This window comes from Streptomyces sp. NPDC058685, assembly GCF_042714725.1.
GTDB lineage: Bacteria > Actinomycetota > Actinomycetes > Streptomycetales > Streptomycetaceae > Streptomyces.
The window spans coordinates 187568-207167 of sequence record NZ_JBHXSL010000007.1; the positions used below are offsets into that span (position 1 = coordinate 187568).

Annotated in this window: 11 protein-coding genes and 1 riboswitch; all 11 genes read left to right on the top strand. The window is 69.6% G+C overall.

Annotated elements, in window-relative coordinates; genetic code table 11:
• The first annotated feature begins 34 nt into the window (after nucleotides 1-34).
• The 11 genes from ACFWU3_RS09235 to ACFWU3_RS09285 all read left to right on the top strand — a co-directional run bounded on the left by ACFWU3_RS09235 (nucleotide 35) and on the right by ACFWU3_RS09285 (nucleotide 19357).
• Entirely contained in the window at nucleotides 35-9742 is a 9708-nt protein-coding gene (locus tag ACFWU3_RS09235) for a polymorphic toxin-type HINT domain-containing protein (protein ID WP_384433471.1), read from the top strand.
• On the top strand, nucleotides 9742-10245 hold the full coding sequence (locus ACFWU3_RS09240; RefSeq protein WP_384433474.1) for a hypothetical protein: 504 nt from the start codon (nucleotides 9742-9744) through the stop codon (nucleotides 10243-10245). The genes ACFWU3_RS09235 and ACFWU3_RS09240 overlap by 1 nt, the downstream gene beginning before the upstream one ends.
• Nucleotides 10246-10563: 318 nt before the next feature.
• Complete coding sequence (locus ACFWU3_RS09245) at nucleotides 10564-11214, top strand: SurA N-terminal domain-containing protein (protein ID WP_384433477.1); 651 nt, start codon at nucleotides 10564-10566, stop codon at nucleotides 11212-11214.
• A 19-nt stretch (nucleotides 11215-11233) separates the two neighbouring features.
• Entirely contained in the window at nucleotides 11234-12208 is a 975-nt protein-coding gene (locus tag ACFWU3_RS09250) for a nucleoside triphosphate pyrophosphohydrolase (protein WP_384433480.1), read from the top strand.
• Complete coding sequence (locus tag ACFWU3_RS09255; protein WP_384433483.1) at nucleotides 12205-13440, top strand: cytochrome P450; 1236 nt, start codon at nucleotides 12205-12207, stop codon at nucleotides 13438-13440. The genes ACFWU3_RS09250 and ACFWU3_RS09255 overlap by 4 nt, the downstream gene beginning before the upstream one ends.
• Nucleotides 13441-13570: 130 nt before the next feature.
• Nucleotides 13571-14494, top strand: coding sequence for a transglycosylase family protein (locus ACFWU3_RS09260; RefSeq protein WP_384433486.1), 924 nt, complete (start codon nucleotides 13571-13573; stop codon nucleotides 14492-14494).
• A 263-nt stretch (nucleotides 14495-14757) separates the two neighbouring features.
• A riboswitch (cyclic di-AMP (ydaO/yuaA leader) is annotated at nucleotides 14758-14932 on the top strand.
• Nucleotides 14933-14936: 4 nt separating this feature from the next.
• On the top strand, nucleotides 14937-15599 hold the full coding sequence (locus ACFWU3_RS09265) for a transglycosylase family protein (protein WP_384433489.1): 663 nt from the start codon (nucleotides 14937-14939) through the stop codon (nucleotides 15597-15599).
• A gap of 333 nt (nucleotides 15600-15932) precedes the next feature.
• Complete coding sequence (gene eno / locus ACFWU3_RS09270; protein WP_340473506.1) at nucleotides 15933-17219, top strand: phosphopyruvate hydratase; 1287 nt, start codon at nucleotides 15933-15935, stop codon at nucleotides 17217-17219.
• A 95-nt stretch (nucleotides 17220-17314) separates the two neighbouring features.
• Nucleotides 17315-17785 (top strand): septum formation initiator family protein, encoded by a 471-nt coding sequence (locus tag ACFWU3_RS09275; RefSeq protein ID WP_384433492.1) that lies wholly within the window; start codon nucleotides 17315-17317, stop codon nucleotides 17783-17785.
• Between the two features lie 49 nt (nucleotides 17786-17834).
• Nucleotides 17835-18431, top strand: a complete 597-nt coding sequence (locus tag ACFWU3_RS09280) for a DUF501 domain-containing protein (protein ID WP_384433495.1) — start codon at nucleotides 17835-17837, stop codon at nucleotides 18429-18431.
• The gene (locus tag ACFWU3_RS09285) at nucleotides 18428-19357 is read left to right on the top strand and encodes an exopolyphosphatase (RefSeq protein WP_384433498.1); all 930 of its coding nucleotides are present in this window, start codon (nucleotides 18428-18430) and stop codon (nucleotides 19355-19357) included. The genes ACFWU3_RS09280 and ACFWU3_RS09285 overlap by 4 nt, the downstream gene beginning before the upstream one ends.
• Nucleotides 19358-19600: the final 243 nt, after the last annotated feature.

The following is a 19600-nucleotide window of genomic DNA, read 5'->3' on the forward strand; positions in this document are numbered from 1 at the left end:
GCCGGTGTACCGGAGACACGCGCGCACTTTGCTGATGACCAGGCTGCGCGGCAGCAATGTCGCGAAGGTCATCGGCGTCGCCGTCGCCCTGGTGATCGCCGTGAGTTCGCTCGCCGTCGCCGGTGTCGGCTTTCCCCTCTTCCCCGAGGCGCCTGCCGCCGCCAAGGGGCCCGGGCAGCGCTGGGGGAGCGCCGAGGGGCGCAGTCACGAAGCGGGCGGGCCCGGCAACACCGAGGCGCCCGAGTCGATGCGGTCCAAGTACCCGCTGACGAGCCCGGCGTCGGCCCGGCCCGCCGCAGGGCGGAACACCGCCGAGGTCGTCACGCCGCCCGCGCCGAAGGTCAAGGGCTTCGACCGGAAGACCAGCCAGGAGATCGTCTCCGAGCGCGACGCGCGCAGTCGCACCTACGCCAACCAGGACGGCACGCAGACCAGCGAGCTGTCCACCACGCCCATCAACTACCGCGACAACAGCGGCACGTGGCGTCCGATCGACGCCGGCCTGGTCGAGCAGAACGGCGGCTGGGTCAACACGGCCGACTCCGTGGACCTGCGCATCTCCGAGCGCGCCGACGCCCAGCAGCTCGCCGCCGTCACCTTCCCCTCGGGCGAGTCCTTCGGCTACGGACTGAGCGGAGCGGCCGCGGCCAAGGGCAGCGCCGAGGGGAGCCGCGTCGCGTACGACAGCGTCCTGCCGAGCACCGATCTGTGGCTCGACTCGCAGGCGGGCGGGGTCAAGGAGACCCTCGTCCTGCGCTCGGCGACCGCCCCCGCCGGCTTCGTCTTCCCGCTCACGCTCACCGGTCTCACCGCCCGTGCCGTCGGCGGAACGATCGTGCTGGCGGACACCGAGGGCCGTACCAAGGCCGTCATCCCGGCCGGTTTCATGGAGGACGCCAAGGGCGCCGTCTCGCACGCCGTCCGCTACGAACTGATCCAGCAGGGCGGCGGCCAGGCCCTGAAGGTGACCGCCGACGCCGACTGGCTCTCCGACCCCGGCCGCGCCTTCCCGGTCCGTATCGACCCCTCTGTCGACACCACCGCGGCCTCCACCTCGATGTATGTCAGGAACGGCGGCGCCTCGGTCGTCGGTTCCAGCGAGCTCCAGGTCGGCAAGGGCCCGAACGGCGCCACGTACTCGTTCCTCGGTTTCCCGGGGCTCGACGAGGAGCTGCGGCGCCACCGCATCTTCGGTGCGCAGCTCCAGGTCGTGAACTTCGACTCGGCCTCCTGCAAGCCGCGGGCCGTCTCCGTGCATCCGGTGACCGAGTCCTGGACGGCCGGGACCGGCACCTCCTACCCGGGCCCGTCGGTCGGCGGTTCGCTCGCCTCGAAGTCCTACGCGTACGGCCACATCGGCTTCGGCCAGTCGCAGTCCGCGTGCCCGGCCGCCGGTGAGCTGTACGACCTCGGCAAGGGCGGCCGTGACCTGGTGCAGCGCTGGGTGGACGGCACGCAGCCCAACTACGGTCTGTCCCTGCGTGCTTCGGCCTCCGACTCGCTCGCGTTCAAGAAGTTCACAGGTCACTCCACGGCCAACCCGCCGAAGCTGTTCGTCACGCACTCGCCGTACAGCGCCTCCTACTCCTTCCCCAAGCCCGTCCCCGACCCGCCGGTCCTCCAGAACCAGGCCGGCAAGGTCAAGGTCACGGTCACCAACAAGGGCGCGGAGACCTGGACGCCGGGCACGTACTACCTCGCCTACCGGGCCTACAACTCCAAGGGCAAGCTGGTCACCCAGCAGCGCGCGGGCAGTCTCCCCGGCAACCTCGCCCACGGGGCGAAGGCGACCCTCGACGCCACGATCAAGGCGCTGCCGCCGGGCACCTACATGCTCGACTTCACGATGGTGCGCCAGGGCGGCAAGGTCTTCACCGACGAGCAGGTGCCTCCGGGCCGCCTCACGCTCCAGGTCTTCGACATCGCTCCGGTGGTCAAGGAGCAGTTCCCGCCCAACGGTTACCAGGCGCAGACGCTCACGCCGCAGCTCTGGGCGGCCGGTGTCGACATCGACGCGCCGGCCGGGTCGCAGCTCCAGTACAAGTACGAGATCTGTGAGTCGGACAAGGACGGCAAGCCGACCGGCTGCACCACCTCCGCCTATCAGACGGCTTCGGCTTATCCGGTCCCGGCCGGGCGGCTGAAGTGGGGCAAGACCTATCTGTGGCGCGGCTTCGTGAAGGACGCCTCCAACGAGGTGCCGACCGCGCAGATCGCCCTGGTGGCGGCCGTCCCCCAGCCCGAGATCACCTCCCGCCTCTCCGAGGCGCAGGGCAAGGAGTTCGACCCCAACGTCGGCAACTTCACCAGCGCGGCCATCGACGCGTCGGTCACCAACGTGGGCCCCGAGCTGACCCTCGTGCGGACGTACAACAGCCTCGACCCGCGCCGTGACCTCGCCTTCGGTGCCGGCTGGTCCACCCGCTACGACATGCGGCTGACCGCGGACGACGACGGAACCGGCAATGTCCTCATCCGCTACCCGGACGGCCAGGACGTCCGCTTCGGCAAGAACTCGGACGGCACCTTCGCGCCGCCGCCGGGCCGCTTCGCCAAACTGACGTACGACGCGACCACCAGCACCTACAAGCTCCAGGACAAGTCAGGTACGACCTACGACTTCAGCACGAGCGGCCTGCTGACGAGGATCACGGACAAGTCCTCCAACGTCGTCACCTACACCTACTCCAGTGGCAAGCTCTCGACCGCGCTGCACGCCCGCAGCGGCCGCTCGCTGACCTTCACCTGGACCGGCGCGCACGTCACCAAGGTGTCCACGAACGCCGTCAACGGAGCCCCGCTGAGCTGGACGTACACTTACACCGGCGATCTGCTGGACAAGGTCTGCGACCCCGAGGGCGGCTGCACCCAGTACACCCACGGCACCGGCAGCCACTACGGCACCACCGTCCTCGACTCCCGCCCCCAGTCGTACTGGCGGCTCGGCGAGGCGGAGGGCGCGGCGGCGAACAGCACCATCGAGGCCAACCTCGGCAAGGACCGCGGCACCTACACCAACGTCAGCCTGGGTGCGGCCGGCGCCATCACCGGCGATCCCGGCACTGCCGCCGGCTTCAACGGCTCCACCTCACGCGTCGACCTGCCCACCGGCACCCTGAAGAAGAGCCGTGACGCGGCGGTCGAGGTGTGGTTCAAGACCTTCCCGGGCGGCGTCGGCGGACCGCTCGTCGGCTACCAGAACAAGGCATGGGGCACGACGCCGACCACCGGTGTCCCGATGCTGTACGTCGGCACGGACGGCCTGTTGCGCGGCCAGTTCTCGACCGGCACCGTCGCCCCGATCACCGACATCACCAAGTACGTCAACGACGGCAAGTGGCACCATGCCGTGCTGTCGGCGTCCGGCTCCACACAGACCCTGTACCTGGACGGCAAGCTGTCCGGAACCACCACCGGAAAGCAGCTGGTCCAGGGCGATCTGACGTACAACCAGATCGGCGCGGCGAACGCGACCACGCCCGCCTCCTGGCCGGGTTGGGGCGCCACCGTCGGCAAGTCCTTCGCCGGCACCATCGACGATGTCGCCGTCTACCACCACCCCCTCGGCACCGCGGCCGTCGCCGGCCACTACCGCGAGGGCAACCGCGCCTCGGCCGTGCTGACGAAGACGACCTTGCCGTCCGGCCGCATCGCTTCCGAGGTGCAGTACGACACCTCCCGCGATCGTGTCGAGGAGTACACCGACCGCAACGGCGGCACCTGGAAGATCGGCACCCCCGCGGTCTTCGGCAACGACAAGGATCTGCGTCGCACGGTCGAGGTCCACGACCCGCTGGACGCCCCGTACTTCTACGAGTACGACGGTATGACGGCGCGCATGCTGCGACTGGGCGAGCCGATGGCGCTCGGCGCGCGCGAGCCCGCCACCCCGTCGCCGACCCCGTCCGGCACCGATCCGCCCGAGCAGATCTGTACCCAGCCCGACCCGGGCGACCCGGCCTTCTGCACCAATCCGCCCGGCGACGGCGGGGGCGAGCCGGACTTCATCCGGCACCCCGTCGACGGTGTGGCGATCAGGCTGTTCGAGTACGACGACAACGGTTACCAGACCGGGATCGTCAGCGAGAACGGCGACAAGGTCACCCTCGGGTACGACAACCGCGGCAATGTCACCAGCAGGAAGACGTGCCGGGCCAAGGACGACTGCCAGACGGCGTACACCACGTATCCGGCGGCGGCGGGCGACTTCGATCTGCGGGGCGACCAGCCGACCGAGACCCGCGACGGACGCTCGTCGGGCCCGACGGACAACCGCTTCCGCACGCAGTACCAGTACAACACCGCCGGTGCGCTCACCCTCCAGACCGCGCCCGACAACGGCACCGTCAAGCACACCTACACCACCGGAGCCGAGCAGGCCGTGGGCGGCGGCAACACCCCCACCGGACTGCCGCTCACGACGACCGACCCGCGCAACAAGGTCACCCGCTACCAGTACTTCACCAGCGGCGACCTGGCACAGGTGACCCAACCGTCGGGCGCCGTGGTCAAGTTCACCTACGACACGCTCGGTCGCAAGCTCACCGAGACGGCCGTCTCGGACGCGCAGCCGGCGGGTGTCACCACGACGTACACCTACGACAAACTCTCCCGCGTCGTCTCCACCACCGACCCGGCGGTGACCAATGTGGTCACCCTCGGCAAGCACCAGCAGAAGACCGTCAGCGCCTACGACGCCGACGGCAACGTGGTGCGCACGGAGGTCAGCGATCCGCTGGGCGGCGACGCCACCCGGGTCATGACCTTCGAGATGGACGACCACGGCCGCCCGGAGAAGGCGGTCGACGCCGCGGGCAACGAGACGACCTACACCTACGACGCCCTCGGCAACAAGACGTCGATGGTGGACGCCAACGGCAACAAGTTCTCCTACCTGTACACCGCGCGGAACATGATGGCCGAGTCGCGGCTCCACGACTGGGAGGACGACGGAGGCGACGACGACTACACGGTCCTCCAGTCGTACGCGTACGACATGGGCGGCCGTGTCGCCCGGCACACCGACTCCATGGGCCGGACGCTGAACTACCAGTACTACGGCGACGACCTCATCAAGTCGATCACGCTGAAGGACTTCCGCAACCCGGACGGCACCAAGCGCGACATCCTGATCGAGTCCAACACGTACGACGGCGCGGGCAACGTCCTCACCGAGACCGGTGACAACGGCAAGCTCGTCACGCAGTACACCTACGACGCGGTCGGCCGCCAGAAGACCGAGGTCACGGACCCGACCGGGCTCGCCCGCCGCACCACCTACACCTACGACCTGGCCGGCAACGTCGAGACCACGGCCACCAGCGGCCAGCCCTCCAACGTGCCGTGGCCGACCAGCGCCACCGCGGAGACCGTCCGCTACGTCTACGACGACGCGGGCAACGCCAAGCAGGAGATCGTCGAGAACGGCTCCGACTCCCGCACCACGTCGTACGAGTACGACCAGCGCGGTCTGATCAAGGCGAAGACGGACCCGGCGGGCAACCGCACGGACTACGCCTTCGACGAGCTCGGGCGGCCCCTGTCGGTCACCGCGCCCACCGTTCAGACCGAGTCGAACGGTTCCGCGCCGATCGCCTCGCGCCCCACGACCTACACCGGCTACGACACCTTCGGTGCCGTGACCGAGTCCGTGGACGCGCTCGGCAACACCAACCGCACCACGTACGACACCCTCGGCCGCCCGGTCACCAGCACCGCACCGTCGTACACGCCCCCCGGTTCGGCCGTGCCCGTCACGCCGAGCACCAGCAACACGTACGACGCTCTGGGCAATGTGGTGGAGGCGACCGACCCGCTGGGCCGCGTCACCAAGTTCACCTACGACCGCCAGAACCGGATGACGGTCAAGGACGTCCCGGTCGGCACCGGTGACGACCGCGCCCAGTGGAAGTACACCTACACGCGTACCGGCCAGGTGCTCACGGTCACCGACCCCAACGGGTCGCGCGCCGAGTCCACCTACGACGACCTCGACCGCCCGGTCACCAGCACCCGGATCGAGCGCAAGCCGGTACCCGGCGCCTTCACCACCCGCAACGAGTACGACGACGCGGGCAACGTCGTGAAGCAGACCGCCCCCGGCGGCGGTACCGGCGTCTTCACCTACGACTCGCTCGGGCAGATGACGCGGATGGTCGACCCGTCCGGTGTCGTCAGCCAGCTCGGCTACGACATGTCCGGTCGCACCGTGCGCGAGACCGACGGCCTCGGCCGCACCTCCGCCAAGCTGTACGACCGCCTCGGCCGGCTGATCGAGGACGCGGACCTGGACGCGACCGACGGCCAGCTGCGCAAGGTGCGTTACGGCTACGACAACGCCGGCAACCTCACCTCGTCGACGGACCCGCTGAACCGAGTCACGACCTTCGCGTACGACGGACTGAACCGGCTGACCGGTCAGACCGAACCGGTCTCGGCGACCAAGTCGATCACCACTTCCTTCGGGTACGACGCGCTGGGCAACCGCACGCGCTACACCGACGGCCGTGGCAACAAGACGATCTACACGGTCAACACCCTGGGCCTGTCCGAGTCGGTGATCGAGCCCTCAACCGCCCGGGACCCCTCGCTCGACGCCCGCACCTGGACGACGGCGTACGACAAACTCGGCCAGGCTGTGAAGCTGACGGCGCCGGGCGGTGTGGTCCGCGAGCGTGAGTACGGCAAGGCCGGCGAGCTGGTCCGCGAGACGGGTTCGGGTGCCGAGGTCGCGACGCCGGAGAAGACGTTCCGGTACGACTCGGCCGGACGGCTCACCAAGGCATCGTCCCCGAAGGGCGACAACAGCTACGAGTACAACGACCGCGGTGCGCTGCTGAAGGCGGACGGCCCCTCCGGCAAGGCCGAGTACGAGTACAACAACGACGGCCAGCTCGTGTCCCGCACCGACGCTTCGGGCACGGCGAGCTTCAGCTACGTCAAGCAGCAGCTGAAGACGGCGACGGACCCGCTCACCGGGGTGGCGCAGAACTACGGCTACGACAACGCGGGTGCGATCAAGCAGGTCAACTACGCTGCGGGCCAGTCCCGTTCGTTCACCTACGACGATCTGGGCCGGCTCGACACCGACACCGTGAAGAACAGCGGCGGGGGCACCGTCGCCGCCACCGACTACGGCTACGACAACGACGACCACATGACGTCGAAGACAACGGTCGGGACCACCAAGGCCGGTGAGAACACCTACGACTACGACGACGCCGGCCGCCTCACGTCCTGGACGGGCGACGGTCGGACGACGCAGTACGAGTGGGACGACAGCGGCAACCGGGTCAGGAACGGTGCCAAGACGTCGACGTTCGACGAGCGCAACCGGCTGCTGTCCGACGGGGACTACACCTACGACCACACCCCCCGCGGCACGCTGTCGAGCCGCACCAGCTCGGGTCTGACGGAGAACTTCACCTTCGACGCCTTCGACCGCATGACCAAGGCGGGCGAGTCGGAGACGCAGTACACCTACGACTCCCTGGACCGGGTGGCATCCCGCAACGGCACGGACTTCAGCTACGCGGGGCTCTCCCCGGACCCGGTGAAGGACAACTCCTCCACCTACGGCCGCGGCGCGGCGGACGAGCTCTTGTCGGTCGCGGAGGGCACCGGCCCGGCGCAGTTGTCGGTCACCGACAAGCACGGCGACGTCGTCGGCGACATGTCCCCGACGAACGGCGCGGCGGCCTCGCTGACCCAGTCGACGGCGTACGACCCCTTCGGCCAGACGCTGGGCACCGGCGACGTCACCGGCAACGCGGGCTACCAGGGCGACTACACCGACCCCGACACCGACCAGGTGAACATGGGCGCGCGGTGGTACGACCCGGGCACGGGAGCCTTCGACTCGCGCGACTCCTACACCTACGCCTCGGGCGCCTCGATCCTCGCCAACCGGTACACGTACGGCGCCGGTTCACCGATGGACTACGCGGACCCGGACGGCCACTGGCCGAGCTGCGGCTGGTGCAAGAAGGCAGGCAACTGGGTCGCCAAGAAGGCATCCCAGGGCGCGAGCTACGTCTACAAGGGCGCGCGTGCGGTCAAGAACGCCGTGGTCTACGCCGTCCGCCACCCGGGCGCGGCCCTGAGGAACACCCTCAGCTTCATCGGCAAGGCCGCGAGCTGGGCCTACCGGAAGTCGGGCCTCAAGACGGTCGTCGACCATGTGGTCAAGGCGGCGAAGTGGGTCGGCCAGAAGACCGGCTTCACCCAATGGGCCCGAGAAAAGGCCGCACAGGCCCGACAAGCGGCGTACCAGGCCAAGGTCTACGTCACCCAGAAGGCCAAGGCGGCGGCGTCCTACGTCGCCAAGCACAACCCGATCCCGGAGATCGTCGCCGCGACGAAGCCGCTGCTGGCGGTCGCCAAGGCGATCGTCACGGCGGACCCGAACCTCCCGGCGATCCTGGTCAGCGCGACGCGTGACGTGATCGCGGACGTCGCGAAGGTGACGAACGCGATCCGCGACGCGGTGGTCGAGCAGGTCGGCAGCGTGGTGGAGACGGTCACCAACGCGGTGGACTGGGGCGCGGTCTGGGAGGGCGTGAAGACCGTCGGCAACGTGGTCGGCGAGGTCACGGGCTTCAACGACATCAAGAACTGCGTCACCAAGGGCGACATGGAGGCCTGCGCCTGGGCGGTCGCGACGGTGGCGGGCCTGGCACTCGGCGGCGCGGGCGCGGGCCTGGTCCGGGCGGCGAAGGCCGGCCGGATGATGTCGAAGGCGGCGAAGTACGCGGACGACATCGGCAAGGCCGCGAACCGCATCGAGGAGACGGTCGACAAGGTCGAGACGGCGGTCGAGTGCGCGAGCACGGCCGCGGATGTCGCGTCGCTGGCCGCGGGCAACAGCTTCACCGCGGGCACGAAGGTGGTGATGGCCGACGGCACCCGTAAGCCGATCGAGGAGATCAAGCCCGGGGAGTCGGTTCTCGCGACGGACCCGACGACGGGGGAGACCTCGAAGCAAGAGGTCACGGACACGATCAAGGGCAAGGGCCTCAAGAAGCTCGTCAAGCTCACCGTCGACACGGACGGCGACAAGGGCGAGGCGACGGACACGATCACGGCCACGGCGGGCCACCCGTTCTGGGTCCCGTCCCTGAAGAAGTGGCTGAAGGCCGGCGAACTGAAGCCGGGCCAGTGGCTCCAGACGGGCGCGGGCTCGTGGGTCCAGGTGGACGCGGTCCAGGCGTGGACGCAGCAGGCGGCGGTCTACAACCTGACGGTTGATACGGCGCACACGTACTACGTGGCGGCGGGCGATGCGCCGGTCCTGGTTCACAACTGCGCCGCGGGCAAGGGGACGCGAGGCGCGAAGGGCTCGTTCAAGCCCACCATCACCGTTCACCGTGCCCAGGGCAACTGGAACATGGACGACCGGATCTCCGAAGCCACCGGTCTGCGCGACGAGGCCGCCCGCGCGGCGACGGGCAAGGCAAAGAGCCGCACGTACACCGCTGCCGTGAACAAGAAGAACGGTGACATCGCCGTTGGCTGCTCGGGCAATGGAAGCTGCGCCGAGCCGAATATCCTCGAGCACACGGGTTGGGACGCGGACGATGTCACCTTCACCCGGGCAGTCCGCAGGGAGGACGTCGAGGACGGAATGGGGAAGGTCTTGCAGGAGAAGGAGATCTGCGTGGTCTGTCAGGGCAATTATCCCCCGGAGAATTTCGTTCCCGGAGTCCTCTACGACCCCAAGGGTCCTTGGATGATCGGCAACTGATGAGGGCGTCGCGGTTCGAACTGGAGCGTCACGACTGGGCGGCTCTGCGATGCGGGTGCAGAGAGTCGGGCGCGCACCTTCCGGAGACCTTCTCCAGGCTCCTCGAAGCCAGAACGATCGAGGAGACCGTGGGCCACAGGCTGGACGGCCACCTGGAAGAGCAGTCGATGCTCTTCCAGGTGGCACCGCACGCGGTCCCGGTGATCCTGGCGGCGCTCCAGGAAGAGGACCTGCCTGCTTTCGTCAGAAGCCACTTCCTGACGGTGCTCTGGCGACTGGTGACGGGGGAGTCGCACCGCAGTGAGGCGGAGGCCGGCTCTCCCGATCTCGAGGAGGAGTGTTGCGCGGGGGCGCGGGAGGGCATCTGGCTGCTCTACCACGAAGCGGTGTCAGGGGACGTCGAGACGGCGCTGGACATCCTGGAGTTCGTCGATCCCGACGAGGCCCGGTTCGAAGCCTTCCGGTCCGCTCTCCAGGATCGGCTGAAGAAGAAGCGGTCGTAGGTGATGCCGGCGGACCGGCCGCGTCCGCGCTGACAGCTGCATCGGGCCGGTCCTCATCGCGGTCGGTGAGCCCGAGGCGTGGCCCACGGTCGTCGTAGAGGCGGGACCCCGCATTCGAGCCATACCGGGCCTGACCCCCGGCCGGGTGGTACGTCCCCGGGCAGCGCGGCCCGCCGGTTCTTGTGATCCGCGCGCATGACGCACCCGGATCCGCCACCGAATCGTTGGTCGAACCAGTGGCCCAGACCCCCTGGACTGCCTACCATCGATCACCGCAGGACTTTGTGCACCGCCGCACAATCACGCCGGGAGGCTCCCTTGCACCGCCGTCGTCGTACCGCGATCACCGTCTCCGCCGCGCTTCTCGTCGCCGCGCCGCTCCTTGCCGGCTGCGGGAACGAGGCTCACCCCGGCGCCGCCGCCGTCGTCGGTGGGGAGCGGATCGACGTGTCCACCGTCCAGGCGAAGGTGAAGGACGTCCGCACCGCGCAGCAGAGTTCCCCGCAGTCCGCCCAGCTCATCAAGGAGAGCGGGCAGCTCAGCCGGGCCAAGCTCTACGACCTCATCGTCGAGCAGGTCGTCGAGCGTGCCGCGAAGGACGCCGGGGTGCGGGTCAGCCGCAAGGAGATCCAGGACGGGCGGGCCGCCCTCGTGCAGCAGTCCGGTGGGGAGGAGCAGCTCGCCGCCATGTATCTCCAGCAGCGCGGTGTCGCTCCGGGACAGCTGGACGACGTCGTCCGCCGCGACCTCCTCGTCAGCAAGCTCGCCGCCTCGCTCGGCGCCGGCAACACCCCCGAGGGCCAGCAGAAGCTGAACGACGCCTTCACGGCCGCCGCCACCGAGCTCGACATCGACGTCAACCCGCGCTTCGGTGTCTGGGACAACAAGAAGCTCGAACTCGGCGACTACAAGGCGCCCTGGATCGCCCAGGTCACCAAGGCGCAGGAGCCCGTCGAGACGGGTGCGTAGCGCGGGGTAGGTTCGAGGGGTGACCACACACACCCCTTCTCCCGGCCGCATCGTTCTGCTCACCGCCAGCCATCGCGTCGCCCCCGGACTGCTGTCCTGGCCCGCCTGGCAGACGCTGCAGGCGGCCGACCGGGTGCTGTGCGCCGATGCCTCGCACCCGCAGCTGCCCTACCTCCGCGAGGCCGGTGTCGCCGTGGAGATCGCCGCGCCGAGCGCCGAGGAACTCCTCGCCGCCTGCGAGGGCGGCGCCACCGTCGTGGTCGTGCCTTCCGGTGAGGGTGATCAGACGCTGACCGACGGGCTCGCCCGGCTCGCCGGCTCGGGCCGGGTGCAGATGCCGGACCTGGAGCTGCTGCCCGGCTCGTACGACCTCCCGGGCGCGCGGCTGCTCGATCTGGTGCAGGTCATGGACCGCATCCGTATCGAGTGCCCGTGGTCGTCGCAGCAGACCCACCGCGGTCTCGCGAAGTACGGGATCGAGGAGGCGTACGAACTCGTCGAGGCGATCGAGGAGGGGGACCGGGACGAGCTGCGTGAGGAGCTCGGGGACGTCCTGCTCCAGGTGATCTTCCACGCGCGCATCGCGCAGGAGGGCCGCGAGGAGGACGGCGCCGAGCCGTTCTCGATCGACGATGTCGCGGGCACGATCGTCGAGAAGCTGATCCACCGGCATCCGCATGTCTTCGGCGACGAGAAGGCCGAGACCCCGGAGGACGTGAAGGAGCACTGGCTCCGCACGAAGGCGATCGAGAAGCAGCGCGACTCGGTGACCGATGGCGTGCCGCTCGGCCAGCCGGGCCTGGCGCTCGCGGCCAAGCTGGCGTCCCGGGTGCGTACGGCGGGGCTCGACGTGCCGCTCCCGTCCGGCGAGGGAATCGGCTACGAGCTGCTGGCCGCGGCCGTCCGCGCCGAGGCGGCCGGGGTCGACCCGGAGGCGGCGCTGCGTGCCGCCGCCCGCGTCTACCGGGACGAGATCAAGGCCGTCGAGCGGTGACCGACCGGCCCGAGCTGTTCACCTGGGAGTTCGCCACCGACCCCTATCCCGCGTACGCCTGGCTCCGCGAGCACGCGCCCGTGCACCGCACCCGGCTGCCCAGCGGGGTGGAGGCGTGGCTCGTGACCCGGTACGCCGACGCCAAGCAGGCGCTCGCCGACCAGCGCCTGTCGAAGAATCCCGCGCACCACGACGAGCCCGCGCACGCGAAGGGGAAGACGGGAATTCCCGGCGAGCGCAAGGCCGAGCTGATGACGCATCTGCTCAATATCGACCCGCCCGACCACACCCGGCTGCGGCGGCTCGTCTCCAAGGCGTTCACCCCGCGGCGGGTCGCCGAATTCGTCCCGCGTGTTCAACAGTTGACCGATCAGCTCATCGACGGCTTCGTGGAAAAGGGAGAGGCGGACCTCATCCACGAGTTCGCCTTTCCGCTCCCCATCTACGCCATCTGCGATCTGCTCGGTGTCCCGCCGGAGGACCAGGACGACTTCCGGGACTGGGCGGGCATGATGATCCGTCACGGCGGCGGCCCGCGCGGAGGTGTCGCGCGGTCGGTGAAGAAGATGCGGGGGTATCTCGCCGAGCTGATCCACCGCAAGCGTGAGGATCCCGGCGACGATCTGATCTCCGGGCTGATCCGGGCGAGCGACCACGGCGAGCACCTCACCGAGAACGAGGCCGCCGCGATGGCCTTCATCCTGCTGTTCGCCGGTTTCGAGACGACGGTGAACCTCATCGGGAACGGTGTGTACGCGCTGCTGCGCCACCCGGAGCAGCGCGAGCGGCTGCAGGCCTCCCTCGCCGCCGGGGAGAGCGCGCTGCTGGAGACCGGCGTGGAGGAACTCCTGCGCTACGACGGCCCCGTGGAGCTCGCCACCTGGCGCTTCGCCACGGAGTCCCTCGTCATCGGCGGCCAGGAGATCGCCTCGGGCGACCCGGTGCTCGTGGTGCTCGCGGCCGCCGACCGGGACCCGGAGCGGTTCACGGACCCCGACGCGCTCGACCTCTCCCGGCGCGACAACCAGCACCTCGGTTACGGGCACGGCATCCACTACTGCCTCGGCGCACCGCTGGCCCGGCTGGAGGGACAGACCGCGATCGCCACGCTGCTCCGGAGAATGCCGGACTTGCGGCTTGCGGGCGATCCGGCCGATTTGCGCTGGCGCGGAGGTCTCATTATGCGTGGATTGCGAAGCCTGCCCGTTGAGTTCACACCTGGACGCAGCTGACGACCCGTCAAGACTGTGACTTTCACGTGATCTCCGCTGCATCGACTTGTGACACACGATCGAATCCGGCTACTTTCACGGTCGTCTCAGAAGACATCAGTTGTTCTGTAGTCACTCGAAGGGCACCCGCATGCTTTCCGGCCAAGGTCGTCACCGTCGTCCCCGTCAGGCTCCGGCCATCGTTGTCGCGGCAGGGGTGACGGGATCGGCCATCGCGATCCCCCTTCTCGGTGCGGGTTCGGCCTCCGCCGCCGACGCCGCCACCTGGGACCGCGTGGCGGCCTGCGAGAGCGGCGGCCAGTGGAGCGCCGACATGGACAACGGCTACTACGGCGGTCTGCAGATCGCCCAGGAGACGTGGGAGGACTTCGGCGGCACGGACTACGCGGACCGCGCCGACCTCGCCAGCCGCTCCCAGCAGATAGCCGTCGCCGAGAAGGTCCTGGAGGCCCAGGGCCCCGAAGCCTGGGCGACCTGCGCGGGCATCGCCGGGCTGACGCAGGGCGGCACCGGCGCCGGTGTCGACCCGGGCGCCTCGGCCCCCGCGGAGCAGGGTGCGACGTCCGACGACCCCCTCGCCTCGCTGGCGCCCTCGAAGTCCGCCTCGCCCTCCGAGACGGCCGAGCCCGCCCCGGCGCCGACACAGGGCATCGGCAACAGCGGGACCGGCGACAGCGGCAGCGCCACCGGCAAGCACCGCGGCGAACCCGCCGCCGAGCCGACGGAGCCGGAGGCGACCGGGTCGACCGGAACGGCCGAGCCGGGCAATACGGGCAATGAGCGTGAAGCGGGGCGTCACGCCTCGCGAGGTGACGATGCGGCACGCGACGGCGAGGGCGCGGCCGATGAGGCCGGCAAGCCGGCCGAGACGAACGACGCGGAGGCCGCGCCCGGTTCGTACACCGTCCGCCCCGGCGACTCCCTGTCGGCCATCGCGACCGCGCAGAAGCTGCCCGGAGGGTGGAGTTCCCTTTACAAGGCGAACGCGGAGACCGTCGGTGACGACCCCGACCTGATCCTGCCTGGCCAGAGCCTGGAGCTCGACCTGAAGTAGGGGCAGTACAGGCGCCTTTGTCCGAATCGTGCAACTGAGACAAGGGTCTCTTTGCGGCAACTCGCCCATCTTGCCCGGCGGAACGGGGCATTCCGCCCTCGACCTGCAGAAACGCATGGTCCCGGAGGGGCGGGATGGGCGTTTTCTCCCCGATGTTCGTCTTTGAACATCGGGGAGCTCTGTGTTTACGGTCTGAACCGTTCGCCATCGCGGGCACCGCTGACCGTCACGCCGAATCCTGCCGTCGGTCGGGGGGAGTAGTCGACGCGTATGCGCCGTAGGCAGGAGCGGGGGAACCAAGGTAAGCGCCGGCCCCGGCAGTTGAGGATGAACTGCGGGTACCGGCTTGGGGTGGAGCCGTGCGCACGACTGCGCGGCCGGGCAACTCACTTGGCCCGAACCCGACAGCTCACCTCGTAGGCGTCGGTGAGAGAGATGTTCCATGCTGTTTTCCGGCAAGGCCAAGCACCGTCGCCCGTCCAAGGCCACCCGTATCGCCACGCTCGCCGGTGTCACCGGTGCGGCAGTCGCCGCCCCGCTGCTCGGCGCCACCACCGCCTCCGCCGCGACCACGTCCGAGTGGGACCAGGTCGCGCAGTGCGAGGCCGGCGGCAACTGGTCGATCAACACGGGTAACGGGTACTACGGCGGCCTGCAGTTCTCCGCCTCCACCTGGGCCGCGTACGGCGGTACCCAGTTCGCCTCGACCGCCGACCAGGCCTCGAAGGCGCAGCAGATCCAGATAGCCGAGAAGGTCCTCGCGGGCCAGGGCAAGGGTGCATGGCCGAACTGCGGCGTGAACCTGTCCAACGCCGCCAACGACGCCGGCTCCGCGCAGGAAGCCCAGCCGCAGCAGCGCGCCGAGGCCCCGACCACCCGCTCCGAGCGCTCCGAGGCCCCCGCCCCGGCGAAGTCCTCGAAGCCGGCCGCCAAGTCCTTCAAGAAGGGCGACGGCGAGTACAAGGTCAAGGCCGGTGACACCCTCAGTAAGATCGCCAAGGCCGAGAAGGTCAAGGGCGGCTGGAAGAAGCTGTTCGACCTGAACAAGGGCGTCGTCACCGACGCCGACGTGATCCACCCGGGTCAGCAGCTCCACCTGAGCTGACCCCGCACGGGCCGGCGCGCGAGCGCCGGCCCGCCTGTGGTGTCCCCGAGGTCTCGTCCGGTTCGCCCTTCGGGCGGAGGACGGCGCTTCGCGGACACTCCCCCCGGGGAAACAGACCACCCCGGTCCGGAGCGCATCCCCCGTACGCGCCGGGCCGGGGTTCTCTCTGTTACCCATGGGTAGATTGGGGGCGTTTTGTCCCCAGCACCCGCTGTTCATGCCCTTTTTCGTCCCAGGAGGCGGGCATCGGGCGGCTGATGCCCCGCCGCCGGTTAGGCTCGTGCCGCAAGGCCAATGAGACCCTGCACTCCAAGCGTCACATCCCAGAAGGAGATGCTCGTGCCGTCCATCGACGTCGTCGTAGCCCGGGAAATCCTGGACTCCCGAGGCAACCCCACGGTCGAGGTCGAGGTTGGCCTCGACGACGGCAGCACGGGTCGTGCTGCAGTTCCGTCCGGCGCATCCACCGGTGCGTTCGAGGCTCTCGAGCTCCGCGACGGTGACCAGAACCGCTACCAGGGCAAGGGTGTCGAGAAGGCCGTCCTCGCCGTCATCGAGCAGATCGGCCCGGAGCTCGTCGGCTACGACGCCACCGAGCAGCGCCTGATCGACCAGGCGATGTTCGACCTGGACGCCACCCCGGACAAGTCCTCGCTCGGCGCCAACGCCATCCTCGGCGTCTCGCTCGCCGTGGCCCACGCCGCCTCCGAGGCCTCCGACCTGCCGCTCTTCCGCTACCTGGGCGGCCCGAACGCGCACCTGCTGCCCGTTCCGATGATGAACATCCTGAACGGCGGCTCGCACGCCGACTCCAACGTGGACATCCAGGAGTTCATGATCGCACCGATCGGCGCGGAGTCCTTCTCCGAGGCCCTGCGCTGGGGCGCCGAGGTCTACCACACCCTGAAGAAGGTGCTGAAGACCAAGGGTCTGTCGACCGGTCTCGGCGACGAGGGCGGCTTCGCGCCGAACCTCGACTCCAACCGCGCCGCGCTGGACCTGATCCTCGAGGCCATCAAGGAAGCCGGCTACGCCCCCGGCAAGGACATCGCGCTCGCGCTCGACGTCGCCGCGTCCGAGTTCTACAAGGACGGCACGTACGAGTTCGAGGGCAAGTCCCGCTCGGCCGCCGAGATGACCGAGTACTACGAGGAGCTCGTCGCCTCCTACCCGCTGGTCTCCATCGAGGACCCGCTGTTCGAGGACGACTGGGCGGGCTGGAAGGTCCTGCACGACAAGCTGGGCAGCAAGGTCCAGATCGTCGGCGACGACCTGTTCGTCACCAACCCCGAGCGCCTCGCCCGCGGTATCGAGGAGGGCTCGGCCAACGCTCTGCTCGTCAAGGTCAACCAGATCGGTTCGCTGACCGAGACCCTGGACGCCGTCGAGCTGGCCCAGCGCAACGGCTTCAAGTGCATGATGTCCCACCGCTCCGGTGAGACCGAGGACGTCACCATCGCCGACCTCGCCGTCGCCACCAACTGCGGCCAGATCAAGACCGGCGCCCCGGCCCGCTCCGAGCGCGTCGCCAAGTACAACCAGCTGCTGCGCATCGAGGAGATCCTCGACGACGCCGCGGTGTACGCCGGCCGCAGCGCCTTCCCCCGCTTCAAGGGCTAGGTCCTGGCCTAGCGGCTAGCAAGTCGTCCACACGTCCCCGGCCGCGGTCCCGTACCGTGTCCGGGGACGTGCGCACGTAACAGGGGAGGCAGGACATGGCCGCGAAGGACCGCGATCGGTTCTCCACCGCGACCAGGCTGCGGCTGCTCGGCGAGCAGACCGCGGCTCGTGTCTACCGCTCCCAGACCCGGCGGCAGGCCCGTCGCTCCCGGCTCACCGGCCGTGCGGCGTTCCTCGCCCTGATCGTCTGTTCCCTCGTCGTCGCCCTCGCCTATCCCATGCGGCAGTACGTCTCCCAGCGTTCCGACATGGCCGAGCAGAGGCGCCGGATGGCCGAGGCGGAGCAGCAGGTCGAGGAGCTGCGCGACGAGAAGGCGCGCCTCCAGGACGACATGTACATCAAGCGGCTGGCCCGCGAGCATCTGCACTACGTGATGCCGGGCGAGACCGGCTACACCATGATCGACCCCGAAGTCGCGGAGAAGCGCCGTACGGAGGAGGGGGCGGCCGACCGTCCCTGGTACTCCAACGTCTGGGACGGCGTCGACACCGCCGACCGCCGGTAGACGGCACCGCACGCCAGTAGAACCGTAGAACCGTAGAGCCAAGGCAGGCATGGAAACCCCTCCTCCCCACACCGATCCGACCGAGCCCACCGACGCGGACATCGCCGCGTTCAAGGAGCAGCTCGGGCGTCCGCCGCGCGGACTGCGCGCCATCGCGCACCGCTGTCCCTGCGGGCAGCCCGATGTCGTCGAGACGGCGCCCCGGCTTCCGGACGGCACCCCGTTCCCGACGCTGTACTACCTGACCTGCCCGAGGGCGGCGTCGGCGATCGGCACGCTGGAGGCGAACGGCGTGATGAAGGAGATGACCGAGCGCCTCGCCACGGATCCCGAACTGGCGGCGGCCTACCGGGCGGCCCACGAGGACTACATCGCGCGCCGTGACGCCATCGAGGTCCTGGCGAACTTCCCGAGCGCGGGCGGTATGCCGGACCGGGTGAAGTGCCTGCACGTCCTGGTGGGCCACTCGCTCGCGGCGGGCCCGGGGGTCAACCCGCTGGGCGACGAGGCGATCGCGATGCTGCCGGAGTGGTGGCGCAAGGGCCCGTGCGTCTCCGCGGGGATCGCGGACGAGCCGGATACGGCGGCCGCGGGCACGGCGGCGGACACAGCGGCCGGCGCCGGCGACACGGACGGTCCGGCATGACGAGGGTCGCCGCCGTCGACTGCGGCACGAACTCGATCCGCCTGCTCGTCGCCGACGCGGACCCGGCCACGGGCGAACTCGTGGACCTCGACCGCCGGATGACCATCGTCCGCCTCGGCCAGGGCGTCGACCGCACCGGCCGGCTCGCCCCCGAGGCACTGGAGCGCACCTTCGCGGCCTGCCGCGAGTACGCGGACATCATCAAGGAGCACGGCGCGCAGAGGGTACGCTTCGTCGCCACCTCCGCCTCCCGGGACGCCGAGAACCGGGACGACTTCGTCCGGGGCGTCCTCGACATCCTCGGCGTCGAGCCCGAGGTGATCACCGGTGACCAGGAGGCGGAGTTCTCCTTCACCGGCGCCACCAAGGAGCTCGCCGGCGACGAGGAGCGCCTGGTCGTCGACATCGGCGGCGGGTCCACCGAGTTCGTCATCGGGCGGCACGCCGTCGAGGCCGCCCGGTCCGTCGACATCGGCTGCGTACGGCTGACCGAACGCCATGTGCGCAGCGATCCGCCGGCCGCCGCCGAGGTCGCCGCCATAAGGACGGACATCGAGGCGGCGCTCGACCTCGCGGAGCTGACCGTCCCGCTGAGGGGCGCCGGCACCCTCGTCGGTCTCGCCGGTTCGGTGACCACCGTCGCGGGCATCGCGCTCGGCCTCGACGCGTACGACTCCACGGCGATCCACCATGCGCGGATCTCCTACGAGAAGGTCGCCGAGGTGACGCGCCGGCTCCTGGAATCCACCCACGACGAGCGGGCGGCGATCCCCGTGATGCACCCGGGGAGGGTGGACGTCATCGTCGCCGGAGCCCTCGTCCTGCTCGCCGTCATGGAGCGGATCGGGGCCCGGGAAGTGGTCGTGAGCGAGCACGACATCCTGGACGGGATCGCCTGGTCCGTCGCCGCCGAACGAACTTCGTGAAGTTCTTCACAAGGAAATGGTCCCTGATGGGCGCTTCAGGGGGCCGAATGGTCGGCGAGGCCCCCTGACGGGGGCCCGCCGGGCTCGGGTCCGCCGGTTCCGGACGGCTGCCGGGCGGCTGGGACGCGATGGTGGTTCACCCCGGGGCTCGCTCAAGCGAGCAGCTCACAGGGGGTGAACAACGACTCCGGCGGGGGCCTGGTTCCCTGTCGGGATCATGACCTCCATCACGTGGGCCGCGCA